Origin of the sequence: Streptomyces sp. NPDC048142 (assembly GCF_043202835.1) — a bacterium.
Classification (GTDB): Bacteria; Actinomycetota; Actinomycetes; order Streptomycetales; family Streptomycetaceae; genus Streptomyces.
The window spans coordinates 1-14113 of sequence record NZ_JBIDBC010000014.1; the positions used below are offsets into that span (position 1 = coordinate 1).

The window sequence follows — 14113 nt, forward strand, 5'->3', positions numbered from 1 at the left end:
CGCTCGCTCACAGCGACCAGCCCAACATGCCCATGGCCGACGACCGGCCGGGATGCCGCACCGCCACACGTTCAGGTGACGACAAAACTCCTATGCACTCTCATTCCGCCCTCTCAGATCAATGCCACCTCTTGCGGGGGCTGAGCGCGAGCATCGGCGTCGTACCAGCAGCGTTTGCTCGCCCGAGCACCCTGAACAGTCACTCGCCCGAGCACCCTGCACAGTCAGAGGCGGGACTCGCGCACTCGGAAGGGGGCAAGGGACAACGAGCACCTCAACTCCAAGATCCCTGGCGGAGTCAAGCTCAGCGGTTTCGAGGCATACGTTTTGTCGGACCACATCTCAAATGCTCTTCTAGAGCGCCGTTGTGACCGGCCACCAGGTTGGCTTGGAACAACTGTGCAGGATGCGGACGGCATGGGAACCTACCTGTTGCGCGAAATGTTCATTCCGTGTTCAGTTATGGAGGAAGACAGCATGAGCTGGAGACAAAACACCGCAATCGGAGTTTCGGCCTTGGCGCTGCTCGCGGGAGTATCACTGGCGACAGCGACACCGGCCTCCGCTGTCGGCGGCTGCGCCTCGAGATACCTCTGCGTTTACGACAGAACACAATTTGGCGGAGAGAAGATAGTTTCCGCCAGCACCAACGCATGCTTCAATTTGTTTGAATTCCTCGATTTCGGATCCGTGAATTCTTACGTAAATAACCTTCCAGTAAATGCTTACCTATGGGAGTTTGACACCGGAACAGGATGGAGCAAGGCTCGTACGCTTGTGGCGGGTAAATTCAGCAGCAGTATCCCGGTTAACACTGCATGGTCGGTATGCATGGGAAATGCGCGACCCTAATAATTTCTGGGCTGCTGGCCAGCCCATGTCCGACGGCTTACAAGGACGGGAAGGTCGACGTCGGCTGCCTCTACCGCCCGGATACACGCGTCGACGGTCGACGCATCGAGTTCCTTTACGTTTACCGGCACCGGCACCGGCGTCAAGGCACCGGAGAAACACCGGACCGGCAGCGTCGTCCGACCCACCAGACCGGCGTGCGGGGCGGTGTCCCGCCCACCGTCCCACCGCGGGGCGGCGTGCGGGGACACCCTTATGCTTTCCGGGCACATCAGCTCTCCGAAAGGCATGCCGTGAACTACAGGGTCCAGCCCACCGCCCAGGTCGACGAGACCGCCGAGATCGGGGCCGGTTCCAGCGTCTGGGAGCTGGCGCAGATCCGCGAGGGGGCCAGGCTGGGCGAAGGCTGTGTCGTCGGCCGTGGCGCGTACGTCGGCACCGGCGTGCGAATCGGTAACAACGTGAAGCTGCAGAACTACGCCCTCGTGTACGAGCCCGCCGAGCTCGGCGACGGCGTCTTCGTCGGCCCCGCCGTCGTCCTCACCAACGACCACAACCCCCGCTCGGTCGACCCGGACGGCAAGCAGAAGCGCGGCGGCGACTGGGAGGCCGTCGGCGTGAAGGTCGCCGAGGGCGCCTCGCTCGGCGCCCGCTCGGTGTGTGTCGCGCCGGTCCGTATCGGCCGGTGGGCGATGGTCGCGGCCGGCGCCGTGGTCACCAAGGACGTCCCCGACTTCGCCCTGGTCGTCGGTGTGCCCGCCCGGCAGATCGGCTGGGTCGGTCACAGCGGGGTCCGGCTGGTCGCGCGCGAGGGCGAGCCGGGGGTGTGGGAGTGCCCGCAGAGCGGGGCGGTATACGAGGAGAAGGACGGAGCTCTCGAAGAGGCACGGACCTGAGCCACGCAGCTGTCTCCCTTCCGTTGCGCAGGGACAGGCGAACAAAATGTGTCCAACTGCATAGCGCATCAGCAGACTTCCTGCTTTTGCCACCCATAGGATGGCCGTTTGCCGACCGGTCGCACCGCCCCTCCGTGCAGTCCTGTCGCGCACGTGATGAGACGAGTGCGGCGGAAGGCCCTTCGTCCGGCCCGGAGGACCTGTCTGTGTCAAAACTGTCTCGTCGTACTGCCTTGGGCGCTCTGGGTATCGGGGCGGTTGCCGTCGCCGGCTATCAGTTGCGTGGTGAGGCGGAGTCCGCGGACATCCAGCGTCCCGAGGCGAGCACTGGCAAGAATCCGGTGGTCGACGAGAACACGGCCACCGGATCGCAGGAATGGGTCGCCGGACACGACGGGACGGTCGCCGCGAACGACAAAGCGGCGCAGATCCAGGGATACGCCTCGACGACCTCCGCCGGTCCCGGCGAATCCATCGACTTCCACCTGTGGTCCCACACCGCACAGGCATGCACTGTGGCGATCTACCGCCTCGGCCACTACGGAGGCCAGGGAGCCCGGCATCTGGTGACCAGCGACCCGGTGGACGTGGAAGCCCGCACCAGGCCCGAGGCCGATGCCGCGACCGGACTCATAGCCTGCGACTGGCCGGTCTCCTGGACCCTGGAGATACCGGAAACCTGGGTGTCCGGGCTGCATCTGGCGGTGTTCACCTCCGACGACGGCTTCCGCAGCTACACCCCCTTCGTCATACGCGAGCCGAAGCGGCGTTCCGATGTCCTGATGGTGATTCCGTTCACGACATACCAGGCCTACAACATGTGGCCTTCGGACGGCCGCATCGGGAAGAACCTGTACAAGGGTTTCACCCCCGACGGGAAGATAGGCGGAAATCCGGAGCGCGCATTCCAGGTCTCCTTCGACCGTCCCTACGCGCATGTCGGGCTGCCCTCGTGGTTCGAGATGGACACCAGTGCGGTCCGCTGGGCGGAGGAAGCCGGATACGACGTCACGTACGCCAGCAGCGTCGACCTTCACGAAGGCCTGCTCGACGCGTCCCGGTACACGGCGATCATTTTCTCCGGACACGACGAGTACTGGTCGAAGGACATGCGCGACTGGGCCGAGGAGGCGGTCGCCGCAGGAACCCACCTCGCGTTCTTCGGATCGAACAACATCTACTTCCACATACGTGTCGAGGCGTCCGGCGACGACCGCCAGAGTCGTGTGGTGACCTGCTACAAGCAGGACGAGGACCCTGACCCCGGCGCGGGCGGAGCAACCGAGCGTTGGCGAACCATCGGCAAGAAGCACCGCCAGGCCGAACAGGGACTGCTGGGAGTCCAGTACAACGGGATGCCTGCCCAACCGGTGCCGCTGGTGGTCCGGGAGAGCAAGCACTGGTTCTGGGCGGGGACGGGACTGCGCGACGACGACCAGATCCCGGATCTGATCGCTGTCGAGGCGGACGGCTTCGACGACTCCATGCCACGGCCCGAGAACGCCGAACAGACGTTGCTCTCCGAGTCTCCGTACAGTGACCGGATGGGCCGGGGCCGCAGGATCCAGAACACAAGTCTGTGCCAGGACGGTGCAGGCACCCTGGTCTTCGTCGCCGGGACGTTCCACTGGCCGCTCGCCCTCAGCGCCCCGGAGCATGTGAACACGCAGATCCAGCGAGCCACGACGAACCTGATGACCAAGATGCTGACAGGCCGGAGCTCTTAGCCGTCGTTCATGGCCCCCGCCGATCAAAGCTCGCCCAAGGTCCGTGGGCCGGGGCCAGCCTGACCTCCCCCGATGGCCTCTGACATCTCCACCCCTGGAAGAAAGTGACGCTCATGGTGCGGGACCTCAAGCCAGAGGCCACAGGTCGAGCCCGGCTGGATTCGCTGACCGGACTACGTTTCTGGGCAGCCCTGGTCGTGGTGCTCTACCACTTGTCCCGGCAGGCCGGTGAGCTGCCCGGGATCAGCGATCTCGCCTGGTACGGACGGAGCGGGGTGACCTTCTTCTTCATCCTGTCGGGGTTCGTGCTGGCCTGGACGTACGACGGCAAGACCGTGCCGACAGGCGTCTTCCTCTGGCGCCGGTTCGCCCGGATCTGGCCCCTGCTGGCGGTGTCGACCATGGCTTCCGTCGCCGTGTGGCGCGCTCTGGGCACCGATATCTCCCTGCGCGGGGTAGCGGCCACACTGGCCCTCGTGAACTCCTGGGTTCCCGAACGCTCCTATCTGGTGGGAGGGAACCCCGCGGCCTGGTCACTCAGCGACGAGGCATGGTTCTACCTGCTCTTCCCGGTGCTGCTGTCGCTCCCCCTGATGCGGAGTTCACGCGGCCGCGCGGTGGTCGCCGTCGCCGTGTGCGCGGGCTCGGTTGGCATCTGGCTGAGCGGCGCTCTGTTCACCGACTCGCTGGTACGGCTGTGGGCGCTCGACTACTTCCCACCGACCCGGACGCTCCAGTTCACTCTGGGCATCGCCGCAGGGCTGGCCGTCAAGCGCGGTTGGCGCCCTCCGTGCGGGCTTCCTACGGCCGTCGCGTTGGTCGCCGTCTGGCACCTGGTGCTGATCCCCTGGTCCGACGCGGTGTCCGACAGTGTCTGGTACAGCCCCTACAGCGCTTCCCACCTGTTGTCCGCGCCGTTCTTCGCTCTCCTGGTCGCGGCGGCGGCGACGGCCGACGTGGAGCGGCGGCGACGGCCGACGTGGAGCGGCGGCGCACTCTTCTGGCCGGGCCCGTCATGGTCAGGCTGGGACAGTGGTCGTTCGCCTGGTATCTATTCCACGAGATCGTGCTCAGAGCTCTGGTGGGAGTGTTCGGCGCCCCGGTGGGAGGTCTCGACATCGTCGGCATCTGGGTCACGACACTGGTATTGAGCCTGGCCCTGGCCGCGTTTGCTTACCATTGCCTGGAACATCCACTCGAACGTCTGCTCCGCAGCCGGGGTCCTGGCGGCTCTGCCCGTGGCCCTCGCGCGAAGCAATCCGTGAGTGCAGGCCTCGACAGCTCCCGTCACGTTCGTGAACGTGACGGAGTTCCCCGTACCTCCACGTCAAACCACTGAGAAGAAGAGCGTGCAATGAAAGTCATCAGCATCGTAGGTGCCCGCCCCCAGTTGGTGAAGCTGGCTCCTGTCGCAGCAGCATTCGCTCAGACGGATCACCAGCACGTCATCGTCCACACCGGACAGCACTACGACGCGGACCTTTCGGATGTCTTCTTCTCCGGTCTCGGCATCCCTGACCCGGATGTGCACCTCGGCGTCGGCTCCGGAAGCCACGGAGTACAGACCGGGTCGGTGCTTTCCGCCCTGGACCCGGTGCTGGAAGCCGAACAGCCCGACTGGGTCCTGGTGTACGGCGATACCAATTCCACGATCGCCGGGGCCCTTTCGGCGGTGAAGCAGCACCTTCCCGTCGCACACCTGGAAGCCGGCCTCCGGTCGTTCAACCGCCGGATGCCCGAGGAGCACAACCGGGTACTGACGGACCACTGCGCCGATCTGCTGCTGGCGCCGACCGAGGAGGCCATGCGCCATCTCGCCGCCGAGGGCCTCGCCGAGCGGTCGGCGCTGGCCGGCGACGTGATGGTCGACATCTGCCTGCGGATCCGGGACGCCGTCCTCTCGGGGGAGCACCCGGCTCCGGCGCTGCCCGAAGGCATCGACCCCGCCGAGCCGTTCCTGCTCGCGACCCTGCACCGCCCGGACAACACGGACGACCCCGAGCGGCTGTCCGCCATCATCGGGGCCCTGGCCTCGCTGCCCGTTCCGGTGGCGCTCCTGGCCCACCCCCGGCTCACAGCCCGCGCCACGCAGCACGGCATCAACTTGACGCAGGGGTCCGTCCACGTGGGCCGACCGCTGCCGTACGCCGGGCTCGTCGCCGCCGTCCTCGCCTCGTCCGGTGTGGTGACGGACTCCGGTGGGCTCCAGAAGGAAGCATTCCTGCTGGATCGCGTCTGCACGACCATCCGGCCGGAGACCGAGTGGGTCGAGACCCTTGAGGACGGCTGGAACTACCTGGTCCCCGACCCCCACGCGATGGCTCCCGCCGAATGGTCCGCCCTCGCCACACGCCCCGCCCCGAAGGTCCCGCGTGGCGCCCCGTACGGCGACGGCACGGCGGCCCAGCGCGTCGTCCAGCTCATGGAGCAGGCCACCCGCCGCGCCTGACCCCGTGAAACCGGCGAAGGGCTCATCCGCTGCCCGCGGGTGAGCCCTTCGCCGTCACGGCCGGTCGGTGCGCCGACCGGCCGCGGTGATCAGCCGAGGTCCTTCAGCAGCCGCTCGTACAGGACGACATACTTCTCCGCCTGTGCCTCCCAGCTCCACTCGTCGAGCATGCCTGGCCGGTCGTACGCGGCGGTGTAGCGGCTCCGGTCGTTGAGGATCATGCCGACGGCCCGTGCCAAGTCCTTGCTGTCCTCGGAACGGAAGATCTCGCCGTTGCCGACGCGCGTGACCTCGTCCGACATGGCCTTGACATCACTGACCACCACGGGCAGCCGCGCCTGCATGAACTCGAAGAACTTCGTGCTCAGCGCGACCTCGTGGTTGACGGGGCCCTTGCGCAGCGGGTGGATGCCGACGTCCGCGGTGGACAGGAACCGCACCAGCACGTCGTACGGAACGTACGGCATCAGGTGGATCCTGTCCGTGACCCCGATCTCGGCGGCGAGCGCTCGCAGGGAGTTCACGTAGTCCCCGTCGAGGTTGTTGATCATGAATGCCGCGTGCACGTCGGGTGTGTGCTGCAACGATTCCACGATGGTATGCAGGCACCGTTGAGGCGCCGCCCCTCCGCAGTAGACAGCCAGGGGGATGTCCGGCCCCAGGCCGCACGCCTCACGGACGTCCCGCGCGCCTTCGGCCGTGGTCCAGGTCTCCCCGTCGGCCGCCGCGTCCGGCACCAGCTTGGGCGGTGCGTTGAGCGTCACCACCGGCCGCTCGGCGAGGCCGTGCGCGGTCTCCAGCATCTCCGCCAGGGCGGGAGAGACCGTCACGATCGCGTCCACGAATCCGATGTGCTCGCGCTCGTAGGCGACCTGCGAGGCCAGCCACTTCCGCGAGCGGCTGGCTTGTGCCAGACCGGGCACGAACTCGTGCGCGTCGTAGACGACCTTGACCTTCCGGCCCGACTGGCGGGCGCGGACCGCCGCACGGGCCGCGACGCCAATCATCCGGAAGTCATGGGCGTGGATCAGATCGGGCTGGAGTTGCTCGATCTTGTCACGGTAGCTGAGCTCGTAGCGGAGCGGCAGCGGGTCGAGCCGGCGCCAAGCCCGGTCTCCCATGGCGGTGCTCCAGAAACGTCGCTCCACCTCCTCCCAGGCCCCGTCCTGATCGCCCCAGCTGCCGGTGCGATCCTTCGTCTGCCGCGTCCGGACCTTGATTGTGGTGCGCCGGAGCTTCCCAGCGGCGCGCTGAGCCAGCAGCGGCAGCTGCTTGGTCTTCGGCTCCTTGGAGATACCGGTGCGCGCATCGACCGCGGCCTTGTTCATCTCCAGTTCAGCCCAGATGACCTTGATACTCCGGGTCTTGAGCAACGCCCGGTCCTGGCTGGGGTAGGACAGGGGGTAGCGGAGTTTGGACACGCGCCGCCTGAGGGTCGTGCGCGGGGGCAGCCGCCTCAGCGGTAGCCGGTGGATCTGGGCGTCGCCGATCAGGTAGCTGTCGGATCCGGAAGAGGGCGCCCGACCGATGAGGTGGACCTCCCACCCCGCTTCCGCCATGGCCCGCGCGCTCTTCTGAACACGTGAGTCACCGTCGATGGTGTTGTCGACGAGCATCACGACTCGTCCAGGGCGTCCTTCTCGCATGTCTTCCATTCTCTCTACTGGCTGGTGTTCAGCCACCGATGACCACGCGGCGTACGCCCGACCAGTTGGCCGGGTCCGTGGTGCGGCGGCCGTCGACCAGGACGCGGACGTCCGGGAGGTCGGCGGCGGCCAGCTCGCGGTACTCGGCGTGGTCGGCCTGGAGGATCGCGGCGGTGACGGCCTGGCGCTCGTGCGGGACGAGGCCGAGGGCGGTCAGCTCCTCGGCGGTGTACATCGGATCCGAGACGAAGGGCACCGCGCCGCGCGCCTTGAGTGCCTCGACGACCCCGAAGACACCGGAGAACGCGGTCTCCTTGACGCCGCCGCGGTAGGCCGCGCCCAGCACCAGGACCCCGACGCCGTCCAGGTCGCCGTAGGCGGCGGCCAGCAGGTCGACGGCGTACGCGGGCATCGCGGCGTTGGCCTCGCGGGCCGAGCGCACGACGGTGGCCTCCGGGTCGTTCCACAGGTACATCCGCGGGTAGATCGGGATGCAGTGGCCGCCGACGGCGATGCCGGGCTGGTGGATGTGGCTGTAGGGCTGGCTGTTGCAGGCCTCGATGACCTTCTTGACGTCGATGTCGTTCTGGTCGGCGAACCGGGCGAACTGGTTGGCCAGGCCGATGTTGACGTCGCGGTAGGTGGTCTCGGCGAGCTTCGCCAGCTCGGAGGCCTCCGCCGTGCCGAGGTCCCACACGCCGTTGGGGCGGGGCAGGTCCTGGCGCCCGTCGAAGTCGAGGACGGCCTCGTAGAAGGCGACGCCGCGCTCGGCGGACGCCTCGTCGATGCCGCCGACGAGCTTGGGGTAGCGACGCAGGTCGGCGAAGACCCGGCCGGTGAGCACCCGCTCCGGGGAGAAGACCAGGTGGAAGTCCTCGCCGGGAGTCAGGCCCGAGCCCTCGGCCAGCATCGGCGCCCAGCGGGTACGGGTGGTGCCGACCGGCAGCGTGGTCTCGTAGCTGACCAGGGTGCCGGGCTTCAGGCCGGCCGCGATGGCCTTGGTGGCGGCGTCCATCCAGCCGAAGTCGGGAGTGCCCTCGGCGTCCACGAAGAGCGGGACGACGACCACGACGGCGTCGGACGCGGCGACCGCGGCCGTGGTGTCCGTCGTGGCGGAGAGCAGGCCGGCGCCCACGGTCTCCTTGAGCTTGACGTCGAGGTCGTGCTCACCGGGGAACGGCTCGGTGGCCGCGTTGACGAGTTCGACGACCTTCTCGTTGACGTCCGCGCCGATGACCTTGTGGCCCTTGGCGGCGAACTGCACGGCGAGCGGAAGTCCGATCTTGCCGAGCGCGACTACACAGATATTCATCTTTTCCTCCTGTCTGGATACCCCGTGCTTTGGCTCGGGGAGGAAACACAGCTCCTGTGGAGCAGGGCAACGAGCTGGGATTCGCCGCACGCTCCGAGGCGTGGACGCTTCGTCAGGAGCGGGTCAACTACAACGCCACCTCCGCGATGCTCACCTCGTGGAAGAAGACCGAGGAACTGGCCTACCTGTCCGAGGTGTCGTCGGTGCCGTTGCAGCAGACGCTGCGGCACTTGCAGATGGCGTTCACCAACTTCTTCGGCAAGCGGGCCAAGTACCCGGCCTTCAAGTCGAGGAAGAAGTCCCGCCGGTCCGCCGAGTACACCACCAGCGGTTTCCGCTACCACGGCAGCTCACCCTCGCGAAGATGCGCGAACCGCTCGGCATCGTGTGGTCCCGTCCCCTTCCCGAAGGGGCATCCCCGTCCACCATGACCGTGTCGCAGGACGCGGCCGGGCGCTGGTTCGTCTCCATGCTGTGCGACGACATCCCCGCACCGATGCCCGAGGCCACGAACGCGGTCGGGATCGACGCCGGGATCACCAGCCTGGTGACGCTCTCCACCGGGGAGAAGGTCACCAACCCCCGGCATGAACGCAAGGACCGGGCTCGCCTGGCGAAAGCCCAACGGAACCTGGCGAAGAAGACCAGGAGTGACGGAGCGAACCGGGCGAAGGCCTGCCGGAAGGTCGCGAAGGTCCATGCCCGCATTACCGACCGCAGGCGGGATCACCTGCACAAGCTGACCACTCGGCTCGTTCGTGAGAACCAAACGATCGTGATCGAGGACCTGACCGTACGCAACATGGTCAAGAACCATTCCCTGGCCCGCGCCATCTCGGACGCGGCCTGGACCACGCTGCGCGGCATGCTGGAATACAAGTGTGCCTGGTACGGAAGGGACCTGGTCGCCGTCGACCGCTGGTTCCCCTCCTCCAGACTGTGCTCCGCCTGCGGAACGCTTCAGGGGAAGATGCCGCTGAACGTCCGCACCTGGACGTGCGTGTGCGGTGTCACTCACGACCGTGACGTGAACGCCGCGAAGAACGTGCTGGCCGAGGGGCTCTCGGTGACAGTCTGTGGAGCTGGTGTAAGACCTCAACGGAGTTCTCCGGGCGGGCAGTCGGCGACGAAGCAGAAAACCCCACGGCACGAGCCGTAGGAATCCCCCTCCATTCAGGAGGGGGAGGATGTCAACGGGTTACTTCCTCTTCGATTTCGATTCGATCGACCTGGACAGCGTTCGGCGCAGCCGTGCGCCCACACCGGGCTTCGGTTCCCGCAGGGGGGCCGTCGTGATCACGAGCCGGCCCTTCGGGTTGGTGTTCGCCGCCACGCGGTGGGGGTCGGTGGTCCCCCAGCGGCGCGCCAGCGGCATCGGCCGGCCTTCGGTGCGGACCGGGATCTCATACGTAGAGCCTGCCACGTCCACGTAGAGGCGGACGCCCCTCTTGGTCCGAGTGGGCGCCAGCGGGAAGCGGGCGGTCAGCAGGGTGCCGCCGCCGTCCTCGGCCGCGTCGGCGGTGAGCGTGCCGACGCGCTCCGGGCGCGGGGTGTCCTCCGGGAGCTTGCGCGCGCCGGGCTTGTCCGCGCTCTTCGGCATGGCGCCCTGGGCGAGGGCGACGACGGCTGAGGAGGCGTCGCCGGTGATGCCGACGCGCAGCTTCACGGTGAGCGAGAGATCCTCGCCGTTCTGCTCCCAGCTCGCCGACACCAGTCGCGTACTCGTGGAGAGCCGGCCCGCCACCGACTCGCCGAGCACCTCGTAGTACCGGTCGTCGAGGCCGACGGCCGCGTCCCGGAACCCGGGGTGGGCGGCGAAGGCGCGGTCGCCCTCCAGCAGGAAGGGCGGCGCCCCGTGCTCGGTCTCCTGCGCGATGGCGCGGGTGAGCTCGTCGACGGCGGCGCTCCGGGCGAGGCCGAAGCGCACCCGGCGCTTGACCCCGGTGCCGTCGCGCAGGCCGTCGGTGAAGTAGGCGTCCACCAGCGCGCCGACGCCTTCGCCCACCTGGCGGCGGGTGTCGGCGTCGAGCGTGGGGAAGTCCTTCTGCAGGAGCTTGGTCAGCTCCCAGTCGAAGTGGCGCTTGAACACGGCGTCGCGCCGCGGACCGGCGGGGATCAGAACGGCCGTGTGCTCCATGATCCGCTGGACGCAGCGGAGCCGGGCCAGGTGGTTCGCCCGGTAGGTGATGTTGCTCGCGTCGCCGCGCTTGACCGCGTAATAGCAGGTGTAGTCGGAGAGCACGGAGATCTTCCGGGCCCGGACGCACGCCTCGATGGTGAACGGCTGGTCGCTGCCGACCGGCATGTCCTCGGGGAAGCGGAGTCCGTGCCTCTCGACCAGTTCCCGGCGGAACAACTTGGTGTTGGCCAGGGTGAAGGGCAGCGCGGAGTCGTCGAGGGTGACGTCGCGGTTGCCGGTGTACAGCTTCTGGTGGACGTAACGCCCGTTCGTGCCGACCATCTTGCCGACGACCACATCGGAATCGTTGGCGTCGGCGCAGGCGACCATCCGCTCCAGCGCCTCTTCGCCCAGGTGGTCGTCCGAGCCGATGAAGTACACGAATCGGCCGGTCGCCAGATCGAGGGCGCGGTTGCTCGGAGCGGCCGGGCCGCCCGAGTTGGGCTGGTGGACGACGGTGAAGACGTCCGGGTACCGCTGCGCGAAGCGGTCGAGCTCCTTGCCGCTGTCGTCGGTCGAGCCGTCGTCGACCGCCACGACCTGCAGCCGCTCATGACCGATGCTCTGGCCCACCAGCGAGTCGAGGCACTCGGTGAGGTACGGCATCGTGTTGTAGACGGCTACGACCACCGTGACATCGGGTACGGTCACCGGCTCGGCTCCTGCCCCTGCTCCTGGTCCGTCGGGATCAGGACCGTGGTGCCGTTGGCGGCGGATTCCAGCACGGAGGCGGCCACCTCGACCGTGCGAAGCCCCTGGCGCATTGTGCAGATGTCGGCGGGCTTGCCCTGCACAGCGTCGCGGAACAGCTCGTGCTCGACGAGCAGCGGCTCGCGCTTGGGGATGGCGTAGCGGATCATGTCGCCCTCGGAGACCCCGCGGAAGGCGCGCAGCGCCTCCCACTCGGTGGTGACCGCGGCGTTGGAGTGGAACGTGAGGTCGGCGGTGAGGGTGTCGGCGATGAAGCAGCCGCGCTCGCCGGTGACCGAGGTGAACCGCTCCTTGAGCGGGCTCAGCCAGTTGACCAGGTGGTTGACCATCGTGCCGTCGGACAGCTGGCCCACGGCGGAGACCATGTCCTCGTGCGGGCGGCCGGACTTGGAGACGGTGTGGGCGGCGATCGACGTGTACGTCCGGCCGGTGACCCAGCCCGTCAGGTCGATGTCGTGGGTGGCCAGGTCCTTGACCACGCCGACGTCGGCGATCCGGTGCGGGAAGGGGCCCTGGCGGCGGGTGACGACCTGGTAGACGTCGCCCAGCTCGCCGGCCTCCAGGCGGGCGCGGAGCGAGAGCAGGGCCGGGTTGCAGCGTTCGATGTGGCCGACGCCGGCCACCAGGCCGCGCGACTCGAAGGCGTCGACGAGGCGGCGGGCGCCCTCGACGGTGTCCGCGAGCGGCTTCTCGACCAGGGCGCAGACACCGGCGTCGGCGAGCTGGAGGCCGACCTCCTCGTGCAGGCCGGTGGGGCAGGCGACGACGGCGTAGTCGACGCCGAGGGCGATGAGCTCCTCGACGGCGGACAGGACGGGGGCGCCCTGGGCCCAGCCGTTCTTGTCGCCCATCGGGTCGACGACGCCGACCAGCTCGACGCCCTCCAGGCCGGCGAGGACGCGGGCGTGGTGGCGGCCCATGGAGCCGAGGCCGACGAGTCCGGCCTTCAGTGCGGCGCTCACAGGTTCTCCCCCAGGGAGTTCACCGCGGCGGCGATCCGCGCCAGGTCGCCCTCGGTGAGCGAGGGGTGGACGGGCAGCGAGACGACCTCGGCGGCGGCCTTCTCGGTCTCGGGCAGATCCCAGGTGCGGCCGGCCTTCTGGTCCGGCTCCCAGTAGGGCTTGAGCCGGTGGATCGGCGTCGGGTAGTAGACCGCGTTGCCGATGCCCGCCTCGGTGAGCCTGGCCATCGCGGCGTCCCGGTCGCCGCTGATCCGCACGGTGTACTGGTGGTAGACATGCCGGGCGCCCTCGGCCACCGGCGGCGTGGTGACGGCCGGGGCGGTGATGTGCGCGTCGAGGTACGCGGCGTTGGCGCGGCGCTGCTCGGTCCAGCCCTCGACCTTGCCGAGCTGTACGCGGCCGACGGCGGCGGACACGTCGGTCATCCGCATGTTGGCGCCGACGATCTCGTTGGCGTAGCGCTGCTCCATGCCCTGGTTGCGCAGCAGGCGCAGGGTGCGGGCCAGTTCCGCGTCGGCCGTGGTGACCATGCCGCCTTCGAGCGAGTGCATGTTCTTGGTCGGGTAGAAGCTGAAGGTGCCGCCCGCGCCGAACGCGCCGACGGGGGTGCCGTTCAGTGCCGCGGCGTGGGCCTGGCAGGCGTCCTCGACCACGGCGAGCCGGTGCTTGTCCGCGATGGGCATGAGCTTGTCCATCGCCGCGGGGTGACCGTACAGGTGCACCGGCATGATCGCGGCGGTGCGCGGCGTGATCGCGGCTTCGACCGCCGCTGGGTCGAGGCCGAAGCTGCCCGGCTCGATGTCGGCGAACACCACGTCGGCACCCACGAGGCGGACCGCGTTCGCGGAGGCGGCGAAGGAGAAGGAGGGGACGATCACTTCGTCACCCGGGCCGATGCCCAGGGCCAGCAGCAGCAGGTGGAGAGCCGAGGTGCCCGAGTTGACGGCGACGCAGTGCCGGTCGTCGACCAGGCGCGAGAAGCCGTCCTCGAAAGCCGCGACCTCCGGGCCCTGCACGACACGACCGCTGCGCAGCACGCGTACCGCGGCCTCGATCTCGTCCTCGCCGATGACCGGGCGGGCAGCGGGAATCGGCTGTTCGTTGATGCTCGTCATGAACGTCCTCCTTGAACACCGCAAGAGCTCGTACCAGGCAGAGCTCCGAGGTGCGGGACGTCTTACCGAGGTCGCGCGTAACCCCACCGGCGCGATGCCGACGCCCTGCCGAGGAATCCGGCCCGGTCGGTATCTTCGCCGGGCCTTGTCACCAACCGTAGTTTTCGTGAGGAACGCTCACACGCATGGCAACCGTCGTCACATTATCAGGAATTTCTTGACCCATTCCTGATCCGTTAACCGGCCCCCGCATCAGTTCTGAAA

The 14113-nt window shown here is 68.1% G+C and carries 10 protein-coding genes and 1 pseudogene; 6 read left to right on the forward strand and 5 right to left on the reverse strand.

What is annotated here, in order from left to right:
* Positions 1–417: 417 nt before the first annotated feature.
* The 5 genes from ACGF2Y_RS19120 (at position 418) to wecB (ending at position 5924) form a co-directional block, all read left to right on the forward strand.
* Entirely contained in the window at positions 418–852 is a 435-nt protein-coding gene (locus ACGF2Y_RS19120; RefSeq protein WP_392948661.1) for a peptidase inhibitor family I36 protein, read from the forward strand.
* A gap of 293 nt (positions 853–1145) precedes the next feature.
* Positions 1146–1748, forward strand: a complete 603-nt coding sequence (locus tag ACGF2Y_RS19125; protein ID WP_392948664.1) for an acyltransferase — start codon at positions 1146–1148, stop codon at positions 1746–1748.
* A gap of 233 nt (positions 1749–1981) precedes the next feature.
* On the forward strand, positions 1982–3475 hold the full coding sequence (locus ACGF2Y_RS19130; protein ID WP_392948667.1) for a N,N-dimethylformamidase beta subunit family domain-containing protein: 1494 nt from the start codon (positions 1982–1984) through the stop codon (positions 3473–3475).
* 113 nt (positions 3476–3588) lie between these two features.
* A complete protein-coding gene (locus tag ACGF2Y_RS19135; RefSeq protein WP_392948670.1) occupies positions 3589–4626 on the forward strand; it encodes an acyltransferase family protein in 1038 nt (345 codons plus the stop codon).
* Between the two features lie 203 nt (positions 4627–4829).
* The gene (gene wecB, locus ACGF2Y_RS19140) at positions 4830–5924 is read left to right on the forward strand and encodes a non-hydrolyzing UDP-N-acetylglucosamine 2-epimerase (protein ID WP_392948672.1); all 1095 of its coding nucleotides are present in this window, start codon (positions 4830–4832) and stop codon (positions 5922–5924) included.
* A gap of 89 nt (positions 5925–6013) precedes the next feature.
* On the opposite strand, the gene ACGF2Y_RS19145 is transcribed toward wecB, so the two are convergent.
* Both ACGF2Y_RS19145 and ACGF2Y_RS19150 read right to left on the reverse strand, forming a co-directional pair.
* On the reverse strand, positions 6014–7570 hold the full coding sequence (locus ACGF2Y_RS19145) for a glycosyltransferase family 4 protein (RefSeq protein WP_392948675.1): 1557 nt from the start codon (positions 7568–7570) through the stop codon (positions 6014–6016).
* 28 nt (positions 7571–7598) lie between these two features.
* Entirely contained in the window at positions 7599–8882 is a 1284-nt protein-coding gene (locus ACGF2Y_RS19150) for a nucleotide sugar dehydrogenase (protein ID WP_392948678.1), read from the reverse strand.
* 29 nt (positions 8883–8911) lie between these two features.
* Here ACGF2Y_RS19150 and ACGF2Y_RS19155 point away from each other — a divergent pair.
* A pseudogene (locus tag ACGF2Y_RS19155) lies at positions 8912–10041 on the forward strand (RNA-guided endonuclease InsQ/TnpB family protein).
* Between the two features lie 39 nt (positions 10042–10080).
* On the opposite strand, the gene ACGF2Y_RS19160 reads toward ACGF2Y_RS19155, so the two are convergent.
* The 3 genes from ACGF2Y_RS19160 to ACGF2Y_RS19170 are packed head-to-tail and all read right to left on the reverse strand — an operon-like array spanning position 10081 to position 13849.
* Complete coding sequence (locus tag ACGF2Y_RS19160; protein ID WP_392948681.1) at positions 10081–11712, reverse strand: glycosyltransferase family 2 protein; 1632 nt, start codon at positions 11710–11712, stop codon at positions 10081–10083.
* The gene (locus ACGF2Y_RS19165) at positions 11709–12734 is read right to left on the reverse strand and encodes a Gfo/Idh/MocA family protein (protein WP_392948684.1); all 1026 of its coding nucleotides are present in this window, start codon (positions 12732–12734) and stop codon (positions 11709–11711) included. The genes ACGF2Y_RS19160 and ACGF2Y_RS19165 overlap by 4 nt, the downstream gene beginning before the upstream one ends.
* Positions 12731–13849: a DegT/DnrJ/EryC1/StrS family aminotransferase gene (locus ACGF2Y_RS19170; protein WP_392948686.1), complete on the reverse strand. Its 1119-nt coding sequence runs from the start codon at positions 13847–13849 to the stop codon at positions 12731–12733. Before ACGF2Y_RS19170 ends, ACGF2Y_RS19165 begins: the two co-directional genes overlap by 4 nt.
* Positions 13850–14113 lie beyond the last annotated feature (264 nt).

Coding starts and splice junctions, on each gene's coding strand:
- ACGF2Y_RS19120 (WP_392948661.1), top strand. CDS start 418: ATGGGAACCTACCTGTTGCGCGAAATGTTCATTCCGTGTTCAGTTATG.
- ACGF2Y_RS19135 (WP_392948670.1), top strand. CDS start 3,589: ATGGTGCGGGACCTCAAGCCAGAGGCCACAGGTCGAGCCCGGCTGGAT.
- wecB (WP_392948672.1), top strand. CDS start 4,830: ATGAAAGTCATCAGCATCGTAGGTGCCCGCCCCCAGTTGGTGAAGCTG.
- ACGF2Y_RS19145 (WP_392948675.1), bottom strand. CDS start 7,570: ATGCGAGAAGGACGCCCTGGACGAGTCGTGATGCTCGTCGACAACACC.
- ACGF2Y_RS19150 (WP_392948678.1), bottom strand. CDS start 8,882: ATGAATATCTGTGTAGTCGCGCTCGGCAAGATCGGACTTCCGCTCGCC.
- ACGF2Y_RS19170 (WP_392948686.1), bottom strand. CDS start 13,849: ATGACGAGCATCAACGAACAGCCGATTCCCGCTGCCCGCCCGGTCATC.